Origin of the sequence: Desulfovibrio sp. JY (assembly GCA_021730285.1) — a bacterium.
Taxonomy (GTDB): domain Bacteria; phylum Desulfobacterota; class Desulfovibrionia; order Desulfovibrionales; family Desulfovibrionaceae; genus Solidesulfovibrio.
This window is the reverse complement of the sequence record CP082962.1, coordinates 4,154,860-4,176,023: the sequence shown is the minus strand read 5'-3', so window position 1 is coordinate 4,176,023 and position 21,164 is coordinate 4,154,860. Positions and strand designations below refer to the sequence as shown.

17 protein-coding genes are annotated in these 21,164 nt (G+C 63.4%); 16 read left to right on the top strand and 1 reads right to left on the bottom strand.

Translation table 11 applies throughout. The features are described 5' to 3' along the window. Positions 1-291 precede the first annotated feature (291 nt). The gene (locus tag K9F62_18745) at positions 292-1,182 is read left to right on the top strand and encodes a GGDEF domain-containing protein (protein UJX40708.1); all 891 of its coding nucleotides are present in this window, start codon (positions 292-294) and stop codon (positions 1,180-1,182) included. 34 nt (positions 1,183-1,216) lie between these two features. On the opposite strand, the gene K9F62_18740 is transcribed toward K9F62_18745, so the two are convergent. Beyond that, positions 1,217-1,765, bottom strand: coding sequence for a hypothetical protein (locus K9F62_18740; protein ID UJX40707.1), 549 nt, complete (start codon positions 1,763-1,765; stop codon positions 1,217-1,219). Positions 1,766-2,310: 545 nt separating this feature from the next. On the opposite strand from K9F62_18740, the gene K9F62_18735 reads away from it, so the two are divergent. From K9F62_18735 to K9F62_18665, 15 genes are all read left to right on the top strand, one after another. Continuing rightward, a complete protein-coding gene (locus K9F62_18735) occupies positions 2,311-5,025 on the top strand; it encodes a cation-transporting P-type ATPase (protein ID UJX40706.1) in 2,715 nt (904 codons plus the stop codon). Positions 5,026-5,430: 405 nt separating this feature from the next. Then, positions 5,431-5,976 (top strand): NapC/NirT family cytochrome c, encoded by a 546-nt coding sequence (locus K9F62_18730; protein UJX40705.1) that lies wholly within the window; start codon positions 5,431-5,433, stop codon positions 5,974-5,976. A 41-nt stretch (positions 5,977-6,017) separates the two neighbouring features. Further along, complete coding sequence (locus K9F62_18725) at positions 6,018-7,475, top strand: cytochrome c3 family protein (GenBank protein UJX40704.1); 1,458 nt, start codon at positions 6,018-6,020, stop codon at positions 7,473-7,475. A gap of 202 nt (positions 7,476-7,677) precedes the next feature. Further along, positions 7,678-8,562 carry a formate dehydrogenase accessory protein FdhE gene (locus K9F62_18720; GenBank protein UJX40703.1) on the top strand — a complete coding sequence of 295 codons (885 nt, stop codon included), beginning with the start codon at positions 7,678-7,680 and terminating at the stop codon, positions 8,560-8,562. 1 nt (position 8,563) lies between these two features. After that, complete coding sequence (locus K9F62_18715; GenBank protein UJX40702.1) at positions 8,564-9,274, top strand: formate dehydrogenase accessory sulfurtransferase FdhD; 711 nt, start codon at positions 8,564-8,566, stop codon at positions 9,272-9,274. Then, positions 9,271-9,882, top strand: coding sequence for a molybdenum cofactor guanylyltransferase (locus tag K9F62_18710; GenBank protein ID UJX40701.1), 612 nt, complete (start codon positions 9,271-9,273; stop codon positions 9,880-9,882). The genes K9F62_18715 and K9F62_18710 overlap by 4 nt, the downstream gene beginning before the upstream one ends. After that, entirely contained in the window at positions 9,879-10,883 is a 1,005-nt protein-coding gene (gene moaA, locus K9F62_18705; GenBank protein ID UJX40700.1) for a GTP 3',8-cyclase MoaA, read from the top strand. The genes K9F62_18710 and moaA overlap by 4 nt, the downstream gene beginning before the upstream one ends. A 201-nt stretch (positions 10,884-11,084) precedes the next feature. Continuing rightward, the gene (locus K9F62_18700) at positions 11,085-11,948 is read left to right on the top strand and encodes an IS1595 family transposase (protein UJX40699.1); all 864 of its coding nucleotides are present in this window, start codon (positions 11,085-11,087) and stop codon (positions 11,946-11,948) included. 168 nt (positions 11,949-12,116) lie between these two features. Beyond that, a complete protein-coding gene (fdnG, locus tag K9F62_18695) occupies positions 12,117-15,161 on the top strand; it encodes a formate dehydrogenase-N subunit alpha (GenBank protein ID UJX40698.1) in 3,045 nt (1,014 codons plus the stop codon). A 12-nt stretch (positions 15,162-15,173) separates the two neighbouring features. Continuing rightward, a complete protein-coding gene (locus K9F62_18690) occupies positions 15,174-15,896 on the top strand; it encodes a 4Fe-4S dicluster domain-containing protein (GenBank protein UJX40697.1) in 723 nt (240 codons plus the stop codon). A gap of 385 nt (positions 15,897-16,281) precedes the next feature. Next, positions 16,282-17,574, top strand: coding sequence for an ABC transporter substrate-binding protein (locus tag K9F62_18685; protein UJX40696.1), 1,293 nt, complete (start codon positions 16,282-16,284; stop codon positions 17,572-17,574). A gap of 12 nt (positions 17,575-17,586) precedes the next feature. After that, a complete protein-coding gene (locus K9F62_18680; GenBank protein ID UJX40695.1) occupies positions 17,587-19,596 on the top strand; it encodes a PAS domain S-box protein in 2,010 nt (669 codons plus the stop codon). Positions 19,597-19,650: 54 nt separating this feature from the next. Further along, positions 19,651-20,376 carry a response regulator gene (locus tag K9F62_18675; protein ID UJX40694.1) on the top strand — a complete coding sequence of 242 codons (726 nt, stop codon included), beginning with the start codon at positions 19,651-19,653 and terminating at the stop codon, positions 20,374-20,376. A gap of 108 nt (positions 20,377-20,484) precedes the next feature. After that, a complete protein-coding gene (locus K9F62_18670; GenBank protein UJX40693.1) occupies positions 20,485-20,799 on the top strand; it encodes a hypothetical protein in 315 nt (104 codons plus the stop codon). 37 nt (positions 20,800-20,836) lie between these two features. After that, the gene (locus K9F62_18665; GenBank protein UJX40692.1) at positions 20,837-21,154 is read left to right on the top strand and encodes a hypothetical protein; all 318 of its coding nucleotides are present in this window, start codon (positions 20,837-20,839) and stop codon (positions 21,152-21,154) included. Positions 21,155-21,164: the final 10 nt, after the last annotated feature.

Sequence of the window (21,164 nt, the reverse complement as noted above, 5' to 3'; positions counted from 1 at the left end):
CCTGGCTCGGATAACAGGTCGATCGTGTCTGTAGTGTCAATAAAATAATAGGTATTGCTTCATGGGAAGAGATTATTCAAAGATAAATTGATTTTGGAGAACTCTTGTTGTATGAAATTTTTCAAGGTGTGAAGAAATTCTTTGTGATGTATGGAGAAATTTTACACTTTACAGCGTAATGGATTTCTAACGTATGTGAAATATGGTGCTTTTAGATGGCATGAATGTTGCTCAAGGCTTTGAATCTGATAGAATACGAGGGCGGCAGTGAACTCCTGTAGTGTTATTCATATGAAAAAGAACAAGTCGCAAATGATCCGGTTAGTTGAAAGCAGTACCCGGAAGTATCGGGCCTTGCGCTCCGAGGTCTTGCACGCTGTCGAAACGCAGGATGGAGAGGATGCGTACTCGGAAATCATTTATCAATTGGTGCGCTTGAAATTCCCTCCCGCTGTGGCCAGGAAACATCTCAATGATATTGTTGAGCATATGCATGAATTGTCCAAAACTGTCGGGAAAGAGGTCGGCATTCACATTGCCTGCTACGATTATTTCGTCAATATCAAGCGAATGATAAAGGACCCGGTCCTTATTAGCGAGCAACAGCTGCGGCAAAAAGAGGAATTTGCCGAAAGGGACAACCTGACAGGATTGCTCAACAAGCGGTATTTCTATAGGGAGGTCAATCTGGAGATCGAGAAATTCAAGCGATTCGGCAAGCCGTTTTCGCTTTTGATTCTCGATATCGATCATTTCAAAGGGATCAACGATACCCACGGGCATCTGGCCGGGGACAAAGTCCTCGAGACGGTGGCCGAGATCCTGGTCCAACTGGCGCGCGTGTATGACAAGGTCGCACGGTACGGTGGCGATGAATTCGCGGTGATCTTGTCGCAGATGCCCAGAAAGGAAGCGTTGATCGTGGCGGAAAGGTTGCGACAGGCCATTGAGGAACGCACGATATCCTATGAATTCGGAGGATTGGGGCATGTGACCGTAAGCATCGGCATAGCCACCTATCCTCTCGACGCCCTGGACAAGATCGGCTTGGTGCAGCGGGCTGATCAGGCGCTGTATGTCGCCAAACGTCGCCGCAATGCGGTTGTCGCCTATTGCGACTATAGCCGCAGTGATACGGGCACTTCTGGGAAACGTTTGCAGGATTGCGATGGTGAAATATAGGCAGTGTATAGAGACTCCATTTAGATCACATCAGTTATTTTTCCGCGAGCACTTCCTCTTCAGGGAAAAGTTGCTTGACGTATGGACGCCAATCACCACCGGATTCTTGTCGTAATGCTGCGGCAAGAAGGGCATTTAACATTTTTCTGTCGTGCACGGCAATGACTTTGCTTCTGGGAATGCCTGACCATGCGGAAATGTTGCGCTTATAGGTTTCGATTTTCCTCGCTCCGATTTTCCCGGCATATTTGGGGACATACTTCTCTATTGTATTGTACTTTGGATTTTTAAAATATTTCTTTTTAAGAAGAGTATCCATGGCTCTGATGCCATCGGCAACAGTGGCATAGCGAAACGCACCATTCGTGCTGCGTAACCCTCCAGGATTGCATTTTTTCACATAATTACTTTTGGGCGTAATCGGCTTCGGTAATGCCTTGGCGATATTTTGCGCTGCGGCTGATGTGATAAGCAATGTCAAGTATAGGGTCTGGATGACGACAAGGCATGTAGAGTGACGTCTTAGACGGTGCATCCAATAAAAAAATTGAAAATATGCGTGGTTTTTGACATTATAGGGCATAGGCAGGTTTCCTGTTTGTTTTTTGGCAATACAAAGCTTGCGTGGTCATAGAGGCCGCTTGAAATTGCATGGTGCAATGCGAAAGGTTGCTGTGGTGGTTGCTTTGTCTGACAAGCAATGATTGTGCCTGCCACGGTATTGCGTCATTGTTCTGGTTTGCTGCTTTTGGTGCGACCGGGAGGCTTTTTACTTGGACGGCAGGGTCTTAATGGATACTTTTTTGTCCATGGCGGGTGACCCGCAACGGTTGGCTTCGCTTTGTGCGGACGAATCTCCCGGTGCGGGTGTAAATAATCCCGATGCCGCGGAACCTGTTTTTTTACATGTGGCGAGGAGGGGGCGCGGGCTTCCGATCAGGTGACGGTCCCGGACCAATGCAGTCGATTTGTCTCCACCGCTACGGTTGTTGGTGGTAAGCCGCGTTACGGGGTACAAAACGGACGGCCCGGCGAAACCGCATGGGGAGCGCGAAGCGCGGTCGGCCGGTTCGGGGGCCCGGCTTGCCCAAGGCCTCCGAGGGCCGAACCCGATCCAAGGAACCATGCATGGACACGTATTCTCCGCCCGACTGGCATACCCTTGGGGCCTTTGAGGTCTGCGAAATCCTCAAAACGTCCGCCGACGTCGGCCTCGATGCGGTCGAGGCCGAACGCCGGATCGAAGCGTACGGCCCAAACGTCCTGACCCGGCGCAAGGGGAAAAGCGCCCTTGTGCGCTTCCTGCTCCAGTTGCGCCAGCCGCTTGTCCTGTTGCTCGTGGCGGCCGGCGTCGTGACCTTCGCGATCGGGGAGACCGTGGACGCGGCGGTCATCCTCGGCATCGTCATAATCAACGCCGTGGTCGGCTATCTCCAGGAATCCAAGGCTCTCGGGGCCCTGGAGGCCCTGGCGGGGTCCATGACCACCGAGGCGCTCGTTCTCCGCTCGGGCCGGACCCTGCGCCTGCCGGCCGAACGGCTTGTCCCCGGCGACGTGGCGCTTCTTCGCTCCGGAGACAAGGTCCCGGCCGATCTGCGGCTCCTTTCGATCAAGGGCCTGCGCGTGGACGAATCGGCCCTGACCGGCGAATCGGTACCCGTGGAGAAACGCCTGGGCGCGGTCCCGGCCGAGGCCGTGTTGGCCGACCGGACCGACATGGCCTACGCCTCGACCCTGGTCGTTTTTGGCCAGGGCGCGGGCGTGGTCGTAGCCAGCGGCGACGTGACCGAGATCGGGCGCATTGCGACCATGACCGCCGAGGCCGACGAGCTGGCCACGCCGCTGACCCGCGAAATCGTCCGATTCAGCCGCGTTCTCATGCTCGCCATAGTGTTCCTTTCGGTCCTGACCTTCGCCGTCGGGATGTTGCGCGGGGAAACGGCCTCCGACATGTTCATGGCCGCCGTGGCCCTGGCCGTGGGGGCCATTCCCGAGGGCCTCCCGGCGGCCGTGACCGTCATCCTGGCCATCGGCGTGTCGCGCATGGCCGCGCGGGGAGCCATCATCCGCAAGCTGCCGGCCGTGGAGACCCTGGGCGGAGCCTCGGTCATCTGCTCGGACAAGACCGGCACCCTGACCCAGAACCGGATGACCGTCCGGCGCATCTACGCGGCCGGGACCTCCCGGGACGTTACGGGGAACGTAACCGACGGCACTGGCGGGATCGGGGGCGGCCCCGGCCCTGACGCCGCCCTGCGCATGACGCTTCTGACCGGGCTTTTATGCAACGACTCCCGGATCGAGGGGATCGGTGCCGAGGCCAGGGTCGTCGGCGATCCCACCGAAGCGGCGCTCATCACGGCCGCCCGAACGGCCGGACTCGATCCGGCCGAGGCGGCCCGCGAGACGCCCCTCCTGGACACCCAGCCCTTCGACTCCGAACTCCAGTTCATGGCCACCCTGCATGACCAGGGACATGGCGGGCCGCGCCTGATCCTGGTCAAGGGCTCGGCCGAGGTTGTGCTGGACCGCTCCGAAGCGGCCATGGCCGCCGACGGGCGACGGGTCCCCCTGGACAGGGCTGCCGTGGAGGCGGAAATCGGGCGCATGGGCGGCCTGGGGCTGCGCATCCTGGCCATGGCCGTGAAGGAAGTCCCGGCGGACGTCTCCGACCTGACCCCGGACCTGCTCGCCGGCGGCCTCGTCTTCACGGGGCTCGAGGGCATGCTCGACCCGCCGCGCCCCGAGGCCGTGGCCGCTGTGGCGGCTTTTCATCGCGCCGGGGTCGAGGTCAAAATGATTACCGGCGACCACGCCGCCACCGCCACGGCCATCGCCCGCCAACTGGGCCTTGACCGCCCGGACGGGGCCCTGACCGGCGCGGCCATCGCCCGACTCTCCGACAAGGATCTCGCCCGGGCGGTCGGGGAGGTGGCGGTCTTCGCCCGGGTGGCCCCGGATCAGAAGCTTCGCCTCGTCAAGGCCCTGCAGTCGCGGGGCAAGGTCGTGGCCATGACCGGCGACGGGGGCAACGACGCCCCGGCCCTGAAGCAGGCCGACATCGGCGTGGCCATGGGCCTGGGAGGCACCGAGGCGGCCAAGGAGGCTGCGGACATGATCCTGACCGACGACAACTTCGCCACCATCGAGGCGGCCGCGGAGGAAGGTCGGGGGGTGTACGACAACCTGATCAAGTTCATCGTCTGGACCCTGCCGACGAACCTCGGCGAGGGGCTGGTCATCCTGGCGGCGGTGCTGTTCGGCCTGCCCCTGCCCATCCTGCCGGTGCAGATCCTCTGGATCAACATGACCACGGCCGGCTGCCTGGGCCTCATGCTGGCCTTCGAACCCAAGGAGTCCGGGATCATGGACCGTCCGCCTCGGGACCCGGACCACCCCATCCTGGACACGGCTATGGTCGGCCGGCTGGCCATGGTCGGGGCGCTGCTCCTGGCGGCCAGTTTCGGGCTGTACGAATGGGAACTGGCCCTCGGCGCCGACAGGGCCGTGGCCCGGACCGTGGCGGTCAACACCTTCGTTTGCATCGAGGCGGTCTATCTCTTCAATTGCCGCTCTTTGAGCCAGTCCATTTTTCGCCAGGGGCTTTTCGGCAACGGCTGGATCGTTTCCGGAGCGCTCTTGATGCTGGCCTTGCAGCTTGGCTTCACCTATGCGCCGCTCATGCATCGTCTTTTTGGCGCCGCGCCGATTGGGATGGCGTCCTGGCTCCGGATCGGCGCGGCCGCCCTGGCCGCCTTCGTCTTGGTCGAGCTGGAAAAAGCGGTCCGGCGCCGGTGCGGCCGGGCCGCGGGGAAGGGCGACGAAGCCAGGGGCCGGACCTGAGGGAGGCCTCGGCCTTCGGAGAAAATCGTACGACACTGCGTCGCTCCTGAAAATGCGTTTGCGGCGTCAGGTGACGGCTTCACGTGAAGCGTCAGCTCTTGCCGCGTCCAACGAACCGGACAAGATGAGGGGCAAAAATCGGTGTGGGACATATCGTGTATATATTAAGATGCATGGAGCGAATGGTGCGATACGGTGCTCAATTCCATCCCGAAAAAACGATCATTTATACGTCTGGTGGCTTGACATTCTCACGCAACTTTGATGGATACTGAAAACATCTCTTTTGGTCGCGTCAGGATGGCTGTTTCATCTTGTGAAAGCATGGTCGTCGCGCCAGTGCCGGGTCTGGTGGCTTACGCCACATGAACTGGACTCGGGTCAGCGACAGGGGAGGACCTGCCTGTGAAACGGTACGGCAAGCCGCTGCTGTTCGTCCTGGTCGGCATCATCGTGGCCTTTCCCCTTTTTAGCCTGACCTATTACACCATGGTGCGCACCTCGACGCCGCTTTTTTGCGCCTCGTGCCATGAGATCCAGCCCGCCTACAATGCCTGGCGCACCTCGTCGCATACCAACAACTCCCGGGGCGTGGTGGCCGACTGCATGGATTGCCACCTGCCCGCGCCCCACGACACCTTCGACTTTTTCTTTGCCAAGACCCTGCACGGGGCCAAGGACGTCCTGGCCCACTTCGTGGAAGACCAGTCCCAATACGACCATGCGCTGAACCGGGCCAGGGCCGCCCGGGACATCAAGAACGACCAGTGTCTCAAGTGCCACCGTAACCTGCTGTATCTTCCCAAGAAGCAGGGCGGCATGCTGGCCCACAGGCAGGTGCTGTACCCCAGGCCCGGTTATGAAAAGCGCTGCACGGACTGCCACCAGAATCTGGTGCACGTGCCGCGCCCCTATTACCGCTACCTGCCCTGCGACGGCACGGGCGGGTGATCCGGCATTGCGGCAGGAAACGTCCACAAGGAGGAGGGGGCATGCGAACGAGAAGCGGATGGCCGGCTCTGTTGGCTGCGGCGACGCTGATTTTGGGCACGGCGCTTTTTTCCCTGGCCCAGGACAAGAAGGCCGACGCGCCGGCCAAAGGGGCGATCCCGGCCAAGGACAGGGTTCAGGCCAATTTCCCGGCGGTCAAGGAATTCCGGTTGGAGCGGGGCATGAGCAAGCAGGCCCAGGCCTGCATTGAATGCCACAAGGTGGCGACCCCGGGCATTTTCACCGATTGGGCCGCCAGCCGCCACGCCTCGGCCAACATCACCTGCATCGACTGCCATCAGGCCCAGGAGTTCGACCCCGACGTCAGCAAGAAGCACTACAAACAGTACGAGCTTTCCGACAACAAGTGGGGTACGTCCGAGTACCGCGTGCCCGTGGCCGCCGTGGTCACGCCGAAGGATTGCTCGCGCTGCCACCCGGACGAGGTCAAGCAGTATTCCAAGAGCAAGCACGCCAACACCATCGAGATCATCTGGAAGATCGACCCCTGGCTCAATCAGGGGCTCAACGACGCCACCGAGCGCACGACCGGCTGCTACGCCTGCCACGGCACGGTGCTCAAGACCAACGACAAGGGCGAGCTCGAAACCGCCACCTGGCCCAACACGGGCGTGGGCCGCGTCAACCTGGACGGGAGCCTGGGGAGCTGCACGAGCTGCCACACCCGGCACCGCTTCTCGGTCATGGACGCCAGAAAGCCCGAAGCCTGCGGCCAGTGCCATCTGGGTCCCGACCATCCGCAGGCCGAAATCTACCACGAGTCCAAGCACGGCGACATCTATGCCGCCTTTGGCAACACCTATAACTGGAACGTGGCCCCAGGCATGTGGACGCCGGGCGTGGATTACCGCGGTCCGACCTGCGCCTCCTGCCACATGTCGGGTTCCGGTCCGGTCATCGGCACCCATGACGTGACCGAGCGCCTGTCCTGGGAATTGCAGGCGCCGCTGACCATACGGCCCCAGGACTTCGCCCCCTTCCCGGCCAAGAACAACTGGGAGGTGGAGCGCAAGAAGATGCAGGCCATCTGCAACCAGTGCCACAGCGCCACCTGGACCGAGGACCATTACGCGCGCATCGACGCGGCGGTCAAAAACTACAACGAGCTCTATTTCAAGCCGGCCAAGGCCCTGCTCGACGAACTCTATGCCAAGAAGCTCGTGGACGAGAAACCCTTTTTCCACACCAAGTTCCAGTGGGACTTCTACGAACTGTGGCACCACGAGGGCCGGCGCGCCCGCATGGGGGTGGCCATGATGGCCCCGGACTATGCCTGGTGGCACGGGTTCTACGAGTGCAAGAAGCGGCTGTGCGAGCTTGGGGAACAGGCCCACCACATGATCACCACCAACACCCCGGCCTACAAGTACGACAACTTCCCGGGCACCGGCGGCGACACCACGCGTCCGCCCGAGATCTTCGGTCCGAAAAAGCAGTAAGGGGACGTCAATAGGGAGAGCGGGGGTCGGCGGCATGGTCGTCGGCCCCCGTGCTGTTTTTCCTTGTCGGGACAAGCCACCTGTTCTCCCGGGCGCGCCCCCGGCCGAACGTGCCTGCCCTCTTGCTATTTTCAGCCGCGTCACCATACTGTCACCAAGGCCCGGCGTCGCCTGCGCCAATCTCTTTCAACAAGGAGCCCCCATGCCCTTTGATGCCGCCGCTTACGGTCGCCAGCTGGAAAAAAAGCTGGCCGACATTGCTCAAAAAACGGTGCTGCCCGCGCCCATGATCACACTCGTGGCAGCCACCTGCCGCGCCCAGCTGACCGAGCGGGCCGGATTCACCGTGGCGCTCGATCCCGCCCGGCTGGAGGATATCGAGCGGGTGCTTCGCGGCGCGCCCATGCTTCCTCGCGACGCCTTTCCCATCGACGCAGCCCGGGCCGAAACGTTTTTCACCGAACTTTCCCGGCTGGTCCGGGAGGACGAGCCCCATCTGGCCGCCGGCATGGCCGCCATCGACACCGCGCGCGAAGCCGGCGAACTCGATATCCGCACCGCCTTCGCCCGCCATGTGGCCGGGGACGACGCCTTTTTCGCCGCCTTTGGCGAGAAGACCCCGGATGCGCCGCGCTTGCTCGCCTTTCTGGTCCAGGCCGCGCTGGCCCCGCAGCTTTCCGCCATCGGCGAGGCCGTCTACGCCCATTTCCCGGCCGAACGCACCTGGAACTTCGGCCAGTGTCCGGTCTGTGGTGCGCCGCCCTTGATGGCCCGGCTTGTCGGCAAGGCCGGCGCCCGGCATCTGACCTGTTCCTTTTGCCAGCTCGAATACCGGGCCAAGCGCCTCATGTGCCCGTACTGCGGCGAGGAGGACCACAAGATGCTCGAGGTCTTCACCGCTCCGGACGAGACCGGCTACGCCGTCCATGTCTGCCTGCGCTGCAAGAATTACATCAAGACGGCCGATTTTCGCGACCTCGATCGGCCAAGCGTCCCCAGCCTCGACGACCTGGAGTCCCTGACCCTGGACATCGCCGCCCGCAACCAGGGCTACGCCCGGCCGGTGTTGTCCGCCTGGGGATTTTGACGTGGACGCGGCGCTGACCCGCAAGGTCCCCTGCCGCCGGTTCAAGGACGGGCGCTGGCGCGAGATCACCGACGACGTGGCCGAAGAGGTCCGGGTCACGGTGCGCCTGGCCGGCGTCGGCGCGTGCCGTCTTTTTGCCTCGCCCATCGACCCCGAGGGGCTGGCCCTCGGCCATGCCGCCCTGGACATGCTCGGCCCCGGCCGCATTCCCGTTATGGCCCGGGCCGGGGGGCTGTGCTTCGATCTGGAGACGGCCCCGGACACGCGCCCCGAACCCGATCCCTCCCTGCCGGGGACGCTCGCCGCGCCGGATATGCTCGCCCTGGTCACGCGCTTTATCGCCGCTCCGGGGCTGTGGGACGGCACGGGCTGTTTCCACCGGGCCGGGCTCTATGACCCGCGCACAGACGATTTCGTGGCCCGGGCCGAGGACATCGGCCGCCACAACTGCCTGGACCGACTGGCCGGCTTCGGCCTGCGCCAGGGAATCGCCTTGCCCGAACATATCCTGTTTCTTTCCTGCCGGGTGACGGCTTCCATGATGGACAAGGCGCTTCGGGCCGGCCTGCGCCTGATTGTCAGCCGCTCGGCCGTGACCGGCGCGGCGGTTTCCCTGGCGCGTGAGCATGGCGTCACCCTGGTCGGCTTCGCCCGGGACGCCGAATCGCGCTTCACCGTCTTTGCCGACGCGGCCGGGAGGATCGCCGCGTGAGCGGGGCGGTACAGCCGCTGCTCGGCGTGATCCTGGCCGGCGGCAAATCCAGCCGCATGGGCCGCGACAAGGCTTGGCTGTCCTTTTTCGGTCAGCCGCTTCTGGCCCGGGTGGCGGGCGTGGTGCGAAACGTCACCGGCGATCTGCTCGTTTCCGGCCGTGATCCGTCCGTTTTCGGCATCGACGCCCCCTGGCTCCCTGACGCCCAGCCCGGACACGGACCGGCCGGCGGCGTATTGACTGTCCTTTCCGCGACGGGCCGGCCCTGTCTCGTCGTTTCCTGCGACCTGCCCTTTCTGGACGAGCCGACCCTGGACCGGTTGGCCGCCGCTTGGCGACAGCGTCCGGCCGGCGCGCTGATGACCACCTACCGGATCGTCGAGACCGGCTACGTGGAATCCCTGGTCGCCATCTACGACCCGGCCGGGGAGGGGCGTTTGCGCCACAACCTGGAGCAGGGGCAACGCCGCCTTTCAGCCATTTTTCCCGAAGAGGTCCGCTGGCACATCGATTACAGCCAGGCCGACGCGGACGCGGCCCGACCCTTTTTCAACGTCAATGCGCCACCGGACCTGACCCGGGCCCGGAGCATGGAGACCCGGATATGACCGACGTCACACCCCATCTGCGCGACGGCCGGGGGCGCGAGGTCAGCTACCTGCGCCTTTCCGTCACCGACCGCTGCAATCTCTCCTGCCTGTACTGCCGGCCCCGGCACAGCTTCACCTTCATCCCGCACGACAAGATCCTGCGCTATGAGGAGATGCTCGGTCTGGTGGGGCTGGCCCGGGAACTCGGCATCGGCAAGCTGCGCCTCACCGGCGGGGAGCCCTTTGCCCGCCGGGGGCTCATGGATTTTATCGCCGCGCTGATGGACCGCTTTCCGGGCCTGGACCTGCGCCTGACCACCAACGCCACGCTTTTGGCCGGCAAGCCGGCCGCCCTGGCCGCCCTCGGCGTCTCGGCCGTCAACATTTCCCTTGATACCCTGGACCGCAAAAAATACGAGGACATCACCGGCCTCGACCGGTTCGACGCCGTGCGTCAGGCCATCGACGAAAGCCTGGAGGCCGGGCTTCGGGTCAAACTCAACGCCGTGGCCCTGCGTGGGGTCAATACCGACGAGATCCCCGCCTTTGTGGCCCTGGCCAAAGCCTATCCCCTGGACGTGCGCTTCATCGAATTCATGCCCGTCGGCGGCGGCACGCTGTGGAAAAAGGAAAACTACATCGCCGCCAAGGAGGTGCTGGAACTGGCCGAGCGGACGGCGGAGCTGACGCCCATCCCCCACGAACACAGTACCGGCGGCCCGGCCAGGATGTACCGCATCGACGACGGCCTCGGCCGATTCGGCGTCATCTCGCCCTTAAGCGACCATTTCTGCGCCACCTGCAACCGGCTGCGCATCACCTCCGACGGAAAATTGCGCACCTGCCTGTTCTCCGAGCGCGAATACAGGCTGCGCCAGCTGCTGCGAAACCCCAAGTTCGGACTGCCCATGGTGCGACGGGTCATCGCCCTGGCCCTGCGCAACAAGCCGCTCGGCTACGAGGTCTTAAACCCCGACGGCGCCAAAAAAGCCCGTAAAATGTCGGCCATCGGAGGGTAGGATGAATTTTGAGGAAAGAAAGTGCGAGAGGGGAAACCCTTTAAAAAGGGTTCTCCCCTCTCGCGCTCTCCCTTTCCTAAATTTCCTTCCGTTTATTGGTGACTACAGGACGTTCCCTCCCCTTGGTGAAAGTCTTTGGAAAGGGGGCCTGGGGGAAGAACCTTTCTTCAGAAAGGTTTTCCCCCAGTTTCTTATTTAATAATGGCTCTTGACATTGACCGACATGCGCGCAGCGAGGCGGGCGCGCGGCGCCTGCTGGAGAAGTACTGCTGGCCGGATGGGCTGCCGGTATGTCCGCGTTGCGGGAGTAGAAAAGCGTATGCCTTGGCCGAAGGGCGGCTGCGCTGCGCCGGCTGCCGCTACACCTATCGTCTGTTGACCGGTCGCTTCGCCGGTCTGGCTGGGTTGACCGCCCGCCAGTGGCTGCGGCTCGCGGCGCTTTTCGCCGCCGAGGAGACGGCCCACGCCATGGCCGCCGCCTTGGAATTGGCCTACAACACCGCCTACAAGGCGGCCACCCTCATTCGCCTGGCCCTTTTGGCCGAGAGTCTCGACGGTCTGGCCGTGCTGCGCGGCCGTCTGGGCAGCGAACTCGGCTTTTCCGGCAAGACCCTGCGTCCGGTCCCAGCCGCCGATGCGCCACTCACTGCCGTGCCGGTTTTCGGCATCCTGGAGCGCGGGGGCATGGTCTTTATCGACTACCTGCCCGACATGACCCCCGAGGACCTGCTGCACTACAATCTGCACTTTTCCCTGCCGCTGTCCCGGCTCGGGGCCATTGTCTATTCCGACCGCTACCAGCGTTATGCCACGCTTGTGACCTGCGGCGCGGACGTGTTGTCCCGGCGCTTCGTGGAGGTGGCCGGGCGCGCGCCATCGGTCGAGCCCAACCGGGAGGGCTTCTGGCCCTATGCCCGGGAGCGGCTGGCCCGGTTCCACGGAGTCACGGCCCGCAAATTTCCGCTCTACCTCAAGGAACTGGAATTCCGCTACAACCACCGGAACGAAGATATCCTGCCTATTTTGCTCACCAATATCTGCGCCTTTGTGCCGGATCTTGCGTAATTCTTTTTTCTTTGACCGCCTGTCACCCTTTTTCTAGATAAATAGTGACTCTATTAGCGAAGTGTATGTTATTTTTAGCTTATGTTAAAAATAACATAATAAAGATGGACCCAGGCAGCCTCCGGCGAAGGGGCAGGCCGCCGTGCTGGCGGCAAAGGAGATACGCTTATGGAATGGAATCGGCGCGACTTTCTCAAGATCGCTGGCACGACCACGGCCGTGGCCGCCTTTGGCGGGCTCGGTTTCGACCTCGGCCAGGCCAAGGCCGCGGCGCTGGCCCAGGCCGACAAGCTCAAATTCACCAAGCAGACCACCTCGGTGTGCTGCTACTGCTCGGTCGGCTGCGGGCTGATCGCCAGCACCGACAAGAACGGCGAGGGCAGGGTGGTCAACATCGAGGGCGACCCGGACCATCCCATCAGCGAGGGTTCGCTTTGCCCCAAGGGCGCGTCCCATTACCAGCTCGGCAAAAACGACCGGCGTATCACCAAGGTGCTTTACCGCGCGCCCTATAGCGAGAACTGGGAGGAAAAAAGCTGGGACTTCGCTCTGGATCGCATCGCCCGCAAGGTGAAAGAGGGGCGCGACGCGTCCTTCACCGCCAAGGACGCCAAGGGCCGGGTGGTCAACCGCGTGGAGACCCTGGCCTCGGTCGGTTCGGCGGCCATGGACAACGAGGAGTGCTGGATCTACCAGGCGATGCTGCGGGCCATGGGATTTACCTACATCGAGCATCAGGCCCGTATCTGACACAGCGCCACTGTAGCGGCTCTGGCAGAGTCGTTCGGACGCGGGGCGATGACGAATCACTGGATCGACATCGCCAATTCGGATTGCATTCTCATTATCGGCAGCAACGCCGCCGAGAACCATCCCATTTCGTTCAAGTGGGCGCTTCGGGCCAAGGACAAAGGGGCCAAGATCATCCACGTGGACCCGCGCTACACGCGCACCTCGGCCCACGCGGATGTGTTTACGAGGCTTCGCTCGGGTTCCGACATCGCCTTTTTCGGCGGATTCATCCGCTATATCCTGGCCAACAACCTGTACTTCAAGGACTACGTCGTCAATTACACCAACGCCTCGTTCATCCTCGGCGACAAGTACGACTTCAAGGACGGGCTTTTCTCGGGCTACGACCCGGTCAAGCACGCCTACGACAAGTCGGCCTGGGCCTTTGCCAAGGATGCCGACGGGCGCATCAAAAAGGACCCGACCCTGCGCGACCCGCGCTGCGTGTTCCAGATCCTGCGCAAGCACTACGATCGCTATTCCATAAAGGCGGTTTCCGAGATCAGCGGCACGCCCGAGGCCGACCTCCAGCTCGTCTACCAGACCTTCGCCGCCACGGGCGTCCCGGAAAAATCCGGCACCATGCTCTATGCCATGGGTCAGACCCAGCATACGGTCGGCGTCCAGAACATCCGGGCCATGTCCATCGTCCAGCTCCTCCTCGGCAACATGGGAGTGGCCGGCGGCGGCATCAACGCGCTTCGCGGCGAGGCCAACGTCCAGGGCTCCACCGACCACGCGCTGCTCTATCACATTCTGCCGGGCTATCTGCCGACGCCGAATGCGAACCTGACCAGCCTGGCGGAGTACGAGGCGAAGACCACGCCCATGACCAAGGACCCGCAAAGCGCCAACTGGTGGGGCAACAGGCCCAAGTACATGGCGAGTTTCATCAAGTCGCTCTATCCGGACCAGGACCTGGAAACCGGCTATTCGTATCTGCCTAAGCTCGAACCGGGCAAGAACTACTCCTGGCTGTCCATGTTCGACGCCATGCACAAGGGCGCGTTCAAGGGCTTTTTCGCCTGGGGCCAGAACCCGGCCGCCAGTACCGCCAACGCCAACAAGACCCGCGATGCCATGGCCAAGCTTGATTGGATGGTCACGGTCAACATCTTCGAGACCGAGACCGGCTCCTTCTGGAAGGGCCCGGGCATGGACCCGAAAAAGATCAAGACCGAGGTCTTTTTCCTGCCCTGCGCCGTGGCCTTTGAAAAGGAAGGCTCCATCTCCAACTCCGGCCGCTGGATGCAGTGGCGCTACGCCGCCCAGAAGCCCCTTGGCGACACCAAGCCGGACGGCGACATCATCTACGAGCTCTTCGAGAAGATTCGGGGGCTGTACGCCAAGGAAGGCGGGGCGTTCCCCGACCCGATCAAGAACCTCAAGTGGGACTTCGCCACGAACCACGCCTTTGACAGCCACAAGGTGGCCAAGCTCATAAACGGCGTGTTTCTCAAGGAGAAGACCCTCAAGGTCGGCGGCAAGGACAAGACCTTCAAACCCGGCGACCCCGTGCCGAGCTTCGCCTTGCTGCAAACCGACGGCTCCACCTGTTCGGGCAACTGGATCTACTCCGGTTCCTACACGGACAAGAACATGGCCGCCCGCCGCGACAAGACCCAGACCCCCATGCAGGCCAAGATCGGGCTGTACCCGGGCTGGACCTGGGCCTGGCCGGTCAACCGGCGAATCCTCTACAACCGCGCTTCGGTGGACCCCCAGGGCAGGCCCTGGCAGCCGCAAAAGCCGGTCATCGAGTGGAAGGACGGCAAGTGGGTGGGTGACGTGCCCGACGGCGGCTGGCCGCCCATGGCCGATTCCGCCAAGGGCAAGTATCCCTTCATCATGGAGAGCGAAGGCATGGGGCAGATCTTCGGCCCCGGGAGAAACGACGGTCCGCTGCCCGAATACTACGAGCCGCTCGAGTGTCCGGTGGGCGAGCATCCCTTCTCCAAGCAGCTCAACAACCCCGCGGCCCTCAAGTTCGCCGGCCCGACCGAGGTCCATGCCACCTGCGATCCGCGCTATCCCTTCGTGTGCTCGACCTACCGGGTCACCGAGCACTGGCAGACCGGCGTCATGACCCGCAACTCGCCCTGGCTGCTCGAGGCCGAACCGCAGATGTTCTGCGAAATGAGCCCGCAACTGGCCAAGATGCGCGGCATCGGCAACGGCGACAAGGTGATCCTCGAAAGCACCCGCGGCTCGCTTTGGGCCAAGGCCATCGTCACCGAGCGCCTCCAGCCCTTTACCGTCATGGGGCATACCATCCACCAAGTGGGCGTGCCCTGGCACTACGGCTGGACCTGGCCCAAGGACGGCGGTGATTCGGCCAACATCCTGTGCCCGTCCGTCGGCGATCCCAACACGGGCATCCCCGAAACCAAGGCCTTCATGGTCAACGTGAAAAAGGCGTAAGGGAGAAAGGCCATGAACGGAAAAAGCTTCTTTATCGACCTGTCGCGTTGCACCGGCTGCCGGGGCTGCCAGGTTGCCTGCAAGCAGTGGAAGAACAAGCCCGTGGAACCCACGAAAAATACCGGTTCTCACCAGAACCCGCCCGACCTCTCCTGGCAGACGCTCAAGGTCGTGCGTTTCACCGAGACCACCATTGACGGCAAGTTCCATTGGCTGTTCTTCCCGGACCAATGCCGGCATTGCCTGGACGCGCCCTGCAAGATGGTGGGGGATTCCGAGATTCAAGACGCCATCGTCCAGGACCCGGAGACCGGGGCCGTGGTCTTCACCGAAAAGACCAAGGGGCTCACGGCCGATGCCGTGCGCGAGGCCTGTCCCTACGACATCCCCCGCGTCGACCCGGCCACCAAGCTCATGTACAAATGCGACATGTGCAACGACCGGGTCCATGCCGGCCTGCTCCCTTCGTGCGTGAAGACTTGCCCGACCGGGACCATGAACTTCGGCGACCGCGAGGACATGCTGACCCTGGCCAAAAATCGCCTGGCCACGCTCAAGCCCAAGTATCCCCAGGCGGAGCTTGTGGACGCTTCCACGGTGCGGGCCATTTTCCTGTGCCCGCAACCGCCGAGCGCCTACTATAAGTATGTCCAGTACGGCGACGCCGCGCCGAGCGTGCTGAGCCGCAAGGCCTTCCTGGCCAAGGTGCTGCGCCCGCTGCGCGCCTTCGGTTAGGGAGGGGAAAGAGGGTGCGAGAGGGGAAACCCTTTAAAAAGGGTTGTCCCCTCTCGCGCTCTCCCCTTCCTCAATTTTCCAATGATGCTGGGAGCGACAAGGGTTCGAATTGTCGCCTTTGGTGTCGTGGGAGGGTTGTTTCCAGGTATGGGGCGTGCGGTCAGGGGAGGCGGTGGGGTGTGCCGGACGCGAAGGCGTATTCTTCGAATATGCGCCGCGCGTGGCAGGCACACCCGGCCGCCTCCCGACCAAACGCATTATCCGCAAAAACTGGTAATCGGGAACGCTCCGCAACGTCCCGCCGTGTCCGCTTTGGGGAGCCGCTGCCACGGCCCCCCGGAGGCGGCCGGTTGACCGACGACGGCAATCTGCTATTCCCCGGGGTATGCTGGATATGCCCGCCAAAACGACGCCCCCCCTGCTGGCCATCGTGCTGGCTTGTTGCCTGCTGACCCTGGCCGCCTGTTCCGGGGCGCCCGCTCCGGAAACGGCCGACGCGCGCGTGCCGGGAGTGACCAGGGATTCGGTGCTCGTCGGCTCGTCTTTGCCGCTGACGGGCCATGCCAGCTACCTGGGCAAGCAGACGCTTTTTGGGGCTATGGCCCGCATCAACGCCGTCAACGATGCCGGCGGCGTGGCCGGGCGCAAGATCAAGGTCCTGGCCCTGGACGACGGCTACGATCCGCCGCGCTGTGTGGCCAACACCCAGCGGCTCATCGTCGACGACCAGGTGTTCTGTCTTTTCAGCTACGTGGGCACGCCGACCACGGTGAAGATCATCCCCATGCTGGAGGAGGCCAAGGTGCCGCTGGTGGGGAGCTTTACCGGAGCCGATGCCTTGCGCACGCCCTCGCGGCGCTACATCATCAATGTCCGGCCCTCCTATTACCAGGAAACCGCTGCCGCCGTGACGCATCTGGTCAAGGACCTGGGCATCGACCGGGTGGCGGTCTTTTACCAGTATGACGCTTACGGCTTCGACGGGCTCAAGGGCACGGAAATGGCGCTTAAGGCCCATGGGCTGGCTCCGGTGGCGCGCGGCTCCTACATCCGGGGCACCATGGACGTGGAGGAGGGGATTTCGCGCATCCTGGAAGCGGCTCCCCAGGCCATCGTCATGATCGGGGCCTACAGCCCCTGCGCCAAGGCCATAACCCTCGCCAGCAGCCGGGGCTACAAAGGGCTTTTTTACGCCGTGTCCTTTGTCGGGGCCGACGAAATTGCCCGCATCCTCGGCCCGCGAAGCGCCGTGCCGCTCGTGATGTCTCAGGTGGTGCCGCCGCCGGGGCTGCCCGAGTCGGTTTCGCTGCTCTCCGGCGTCGGGGATTACACCCGGGATCTGGCCCGCTATTTCCCCACGGAAAGCCCCAACCTCGTGGGGCTCGAAGGCTACGTTAACGCCCGGGTGCTGATCGAGGGCCTGCGTCGGACCGGCCGCAACCTGACGCGTGAGCGCTTCATCGACGCCGTGGATTCCATCGAGAATTTCTCCGTGGGCATCGCCAGCTCCGTCAGTTTCGGCCCGAACCGGCATCAAGGCATGGAGCGCGTCTATTTCACCCGCTTCGACCATGGCGTGTTCCGTCTGGTCACGGATTGGAAACAACTCAAGGATTCGCTTGCCGCGCCGGCGACGGGCGAGGGCGGCGGTACGGACGCGCCCGCGACCGCGCAATAGGCGGCTGGCGGCATGTTTTCCAAGCGGCGCATAAGCCTCAAACTCAAGATGTTCGGCGGGGCCATGGCCGTGGTGCTCTTGGTCAGCGCCGTCATTGCGCTTCTCGCCCGCTGGATACTGGTCACGAGCCTCAACCGCGAACTGGAGCAGCGCGGCGTGGCCATCGGCCAGAGCATTGCCGAACGGGCCAGCGGCTACATCCTGGACAAGGACCGGGCCAATCTCGTCAGCCTCGTGTTCGACGCGGCCCAGCTCGGCGAGCGGCGCATCCTCGTTTCCTATATCTTTATCGAGGACACCGACGGCCATATTCTGGCCAATACCTTCATGCGGACCTTTCCCAAGGCGCTCTTGCGGGCCAATCCGCTGCCCGAGGGCGTCGAGTCCCGCATCAGGCTGGTCCATTTCGAGGGCAACCAGGCCATCGACATCGCCGTGCCCGTGCGCGAGGGCATCTACACCCTGGGCGCGGTCCACGTGGGGCTTTCCAAAAGCCACATCGATTCCCTGGTCGGCACGTTGCGCACCACCTTCCTGGGCTTTATCGCCGCCGTGACTGTGGTCATGTTCATCATCGTGCTGCGTCTTTCCAATGCCGTGGCCCGACCCATCTCCCGGTTGACCAGGGCCGCCGACGCCGTCAGTCGCGGCAGCCTGGACGAACCGGCGACGCTCCTTGGCCTGCGCGAGACCGCGCCCCGGGATTGCCCGGCCTATGCCGACACGGACCTCCCCTGCTGGCATTTCGACCAGAGCGCGGGGGAGGGCAGTCCCGACAACCCGGCCAATGTCCCCACCTGTCGGGAGTGCCGTTTCTACCGCAAGGGCGGCGGCGGCGACGAGGTGGCCCAGCTCGCCGAGTCCTTCGGCAACATGATCTGGAGCATCCGGCTCTACCGCCGCCGGCTGCGGGAGTCCGAGGAGAAGTACCGCTCGCTTTTCGACAGCAACCCCGATCCGGTCTTCGTCGTCGATACCGCGAACGGCCGCATCCTGGACGCCAATTCCCAGGCCGAGGACGTCTACGGCTATCCCCGGGACGCGCTGGTCGGCCGGCCGGTGGAGGTGCTGGAGTCCGACGGGCCGCCGGGCGGGGTGTCCGCCTATTTGCAGGACCGCGACGCCCCGGACCGGGTGCTTTTCGCCAAGCTGCGGCATGTGCGCAAGGACGGCACGCCGCTTTTCGTCAATCTGCACGCCTGCCGCATCGCCTACCGGGGCCGCGACGCCGTGATCTTTTCCACCACCGACATCACCGAGCAGGTGGAAAAGGACGCCCACCTCATCCAGGCGAGCAAGATGAAGACCTTGGGCGAAATGTCGGCCGGCATCGCCCACGAGCTCAACCAGCCGCTCAATGCCGTCAAGATGGGCAGCGACTACCTGCGTCTGGTGGCCGAGTCCGGCCATCCACCGCCCCTGGAAAACCTGCTGGCCGTCACCGCCCAGATCAGCGAACAGGTGGACCGCGCCGCCGCCATCATCGGCCATCTGCGCGACTTCGGCCGCAAGTCCGAGCCGGTGCTGGAGGATGTGGACATCGCCGTGCCCATTCGGGGCGTCTTTGCCATCATCGGCCACGAACTGTCCCTGGCCGGCATCGAGATCGACCTGGATTTGCGGCCCGTCCCGCCCATACGGGCTCACGCCAACAGGCTGGAGCAGGTTTTTTTCAACCTCGTGGTCAACGCCCGGGACGCCATGGTGGGAAACGGCTGCCCGGGCAGGGATTCGGACGTCAGGCGGCTTCGCATCCGCTGTTTTCGGGAAGGGCTCCGGGTGACGGTGACCGTGGCCGACACCGGCTGCGGCATTCCCGAGGCCAAGCGGCACAAGATCTTCGAACCGTTTTTCACCACCAAGCAGACCGGCCAGGGCATGGGCCTGGGACTCGCCATCACCTACGGCATCGTCAAGGATTACGGCGGGGACATCACGGTCGACGAGGCGCCGGGCGGGGGAAGCCTTTTCCGCCTGAGCTTCCCGATCGCCGAGGGCGCCCTGGGCGGCGCGCCGTCTTGACGGCGGACCCGGCAGCCGGCAAACATGACGCCCCGTCATCCCCGGGAGTACGGCATGCGCACCATATTGGTCATCGACGACGAGCGTCCGACGCTCCAGATGTTCGAGCTCTACCTCGGGGCCTACGGCTATCCGGTGCTGACGGCCGTAAGCGGCGAGGAGGGGCTGGTCGTTTTCGCCGAAAAAAAGCCGCCCATCGTCCTCACCGACATCAAGATGCCCGGCATGGACGGGCTGGCCGTGCTGCGCGCGATCAAGGAAATGCGTCCCCAGACCGAGGTGATCGTCATCACCGGGCACGGCGATGTCGATCTGGCCCTGACCGCGCTCGGGCTTCGGGCCACCGACTTCATCGACAAGCCCATCCGGCGCGAGGCCCTGGAAGCGGCCCTGGCCCGGGCCAACGGCCGGTTGGACCAGGCCGGCGCGGCCGGGGACGGCGAGCCCATCGGCGTGGAATGGGCCGGGAACGTGGGGGTCGTGGTCATCCGGGGCAACCTGACCGGCGAGGCCGAGCCCTACCTGACGCGGGCCATGCGCGAACTGGCCGATGCCGGCAAACTGCTTTTCGCCTTCAGTCCCGACGCCTCGATCAACGGCGCCGGCCTCGACCTGCTGTTGCAGGCCACGGAGGAGGGGAGCAGCCGCCCGGCGGCGATTTGCGGCCTTTCGGACAATTTCGCCAAGGTGCTCGACCGGCTCGGCGTCACCGGCCGCGCCCCCCGCTTTGCGGACCGTCAAGCGGCCATGGAGCACCTTGCCGCGCGCCACGGCGGCTGAGCCGCGACGCCCTCCCGGGGAGAAAGACGCCCCACGGGCGTTTACAGGCCGGCCCGCCCCACCTATAGTGCCGCTACCGCAAAACGGCGACCTGATACGGGCGGTTTCATGACAACCCGAAGTGACGTCCTCGGCCGGGGCTGCCTATGGGTCAGTCTGGCGGCTTTATACACCTTGTGCGGCATGAAACTTTTCGTGGCGTGGCGCGATGGGCTGTGGCTCGACTGGCCGCTGGGCGATTACCTGCCTGACGCCGTGGTGCGCTGGGTGTTTCGCCTCCCGGAGGGCGCGCCGCGCACGGCCCTGGTCTGGGTCATGGGCCAGGACGTGGTGTATCAGGCGGCGGCCGTAACCTGCTGTATCTGGCTGCTGACGCTTTTCGGGAAATCGTCCGCCCGCGGCGGCGATGAGGTTTCCTCGTAGGCGCGGTCCGCCTGGAGGGGTTTTGGAGGTTCGACTGATGCGAAGTATCCTGTGGGCCTTGGTCCTGACCGGCTTGTTGTGCGGCGTTCCGGCCCTGGCGGCGCAACCCATAACCCTTGACGGCCGGGTGTCCGGCGTCATGCAGTTCCCGAAGACGCAGACCATCTGCCTGTCGTTTACGGGCAACGACAAGAAAAATTACATGATCTGCGACGACGTCACCGCCAAGGACGTTATCGAGCAGCTCTTCGCCCTGGGCAAGAAGGACACGCCGTGCCACATCGAGGGCACCGTGGCCAAAACGTCCGGGGAGGACGTCTACCTTACCGTAACCCGCGTGACCCAGGGCAAGTAATTCCTTCCGT

Bases quoted from the DNA above. Each gene is read 5' to 3' on its own strand.
- K9F62_18725 (UJX40704.1), top strand. From the start codon at position 6,018: ATGCGAACGAGAAGCGGATGGCCGGCTCTGTTGGCTGCGGCGACGCTG.
- K9F62_18735 (UJX40706.1), top strand. From the start codon at position 2,311: ATGGACACGTATTCTCCGCCCGACTGGCATACCCTTGGGGCCTTTGAG.
- K9F62_18665 (UJX40692.1), top strand. From the start codon at position 20,837: ATGCGAAGTATCCTGTGGGCCTTGGTCCTGACCGGCTTGTTGTGCGGC.
- K9F62_18720 (UJX40703.1), top strand. From the start codon at position 7,678: ATGCCCTTTGATGCCGCCGCTTACGGTCGCCAGCTGGAAAAAAAGCTG.
- K9F62_18700 (UJX40699.1), top strand. From the start codon at position 11,085: ATGGCTCTTGACATTGACCGACATGCGCGCAGCGAGGCGGGCGCGCGG.
- moaA (UJX40700.1), top strand. From the start codon at position 9,879: ATGACCGACGTCACACCCCATCTGCGCGACGGCCGGGGGCGCGAGGTC.
- K9F62_18690 (UJX40697.1), top strand. From the start codon at position 15,174: ATGAACGGAAAAAGCTTCTTTATCGACCTGTCGCGTTGCACCGGCTGC.
- K9F62_18745 (UJX40708.1), top strand. From the start codon at position 292: ATGAAAAAGAACAAGTCGCAAATGATCCGGTTAGTTGAAAGCAGTACC.
- K9F62_18680 (UJX40695.1), top strand. From the start codon at position 17,587: ATGTTTTCCAAGCGGCGCATAAGCCTCAAACTCAAGATGTTCGGCGGG.
- K9F62_18740 (UJX40707.1), bottom strand. From the start codon at position 1,765: ATGCCCTATAATGTCAAAAACCACGCATATTTTCAATTTTTTTATTGG.
- K9F62_18685 (UJX40696.1), top strand. From the start codon at position 16,282: ATGCTGGATATGCCCGCCAAAACGACGCCCCCCCTGCTGGCCATCGTG.
- K9F62_18675 (UJX40694.1), top strand. From the start codon at position 19,651: ATGCGCACCATATTGGTCATCGACGACGAGCGTCCGACGCTCCAGATG.
- K9F62_18670 (UJX40693.1), top strand. From the start codon at position 20,485: ATGACAACCCGAAGTGACGTCCTCGGCCGGGGCTGCCTATGGGTCAGT.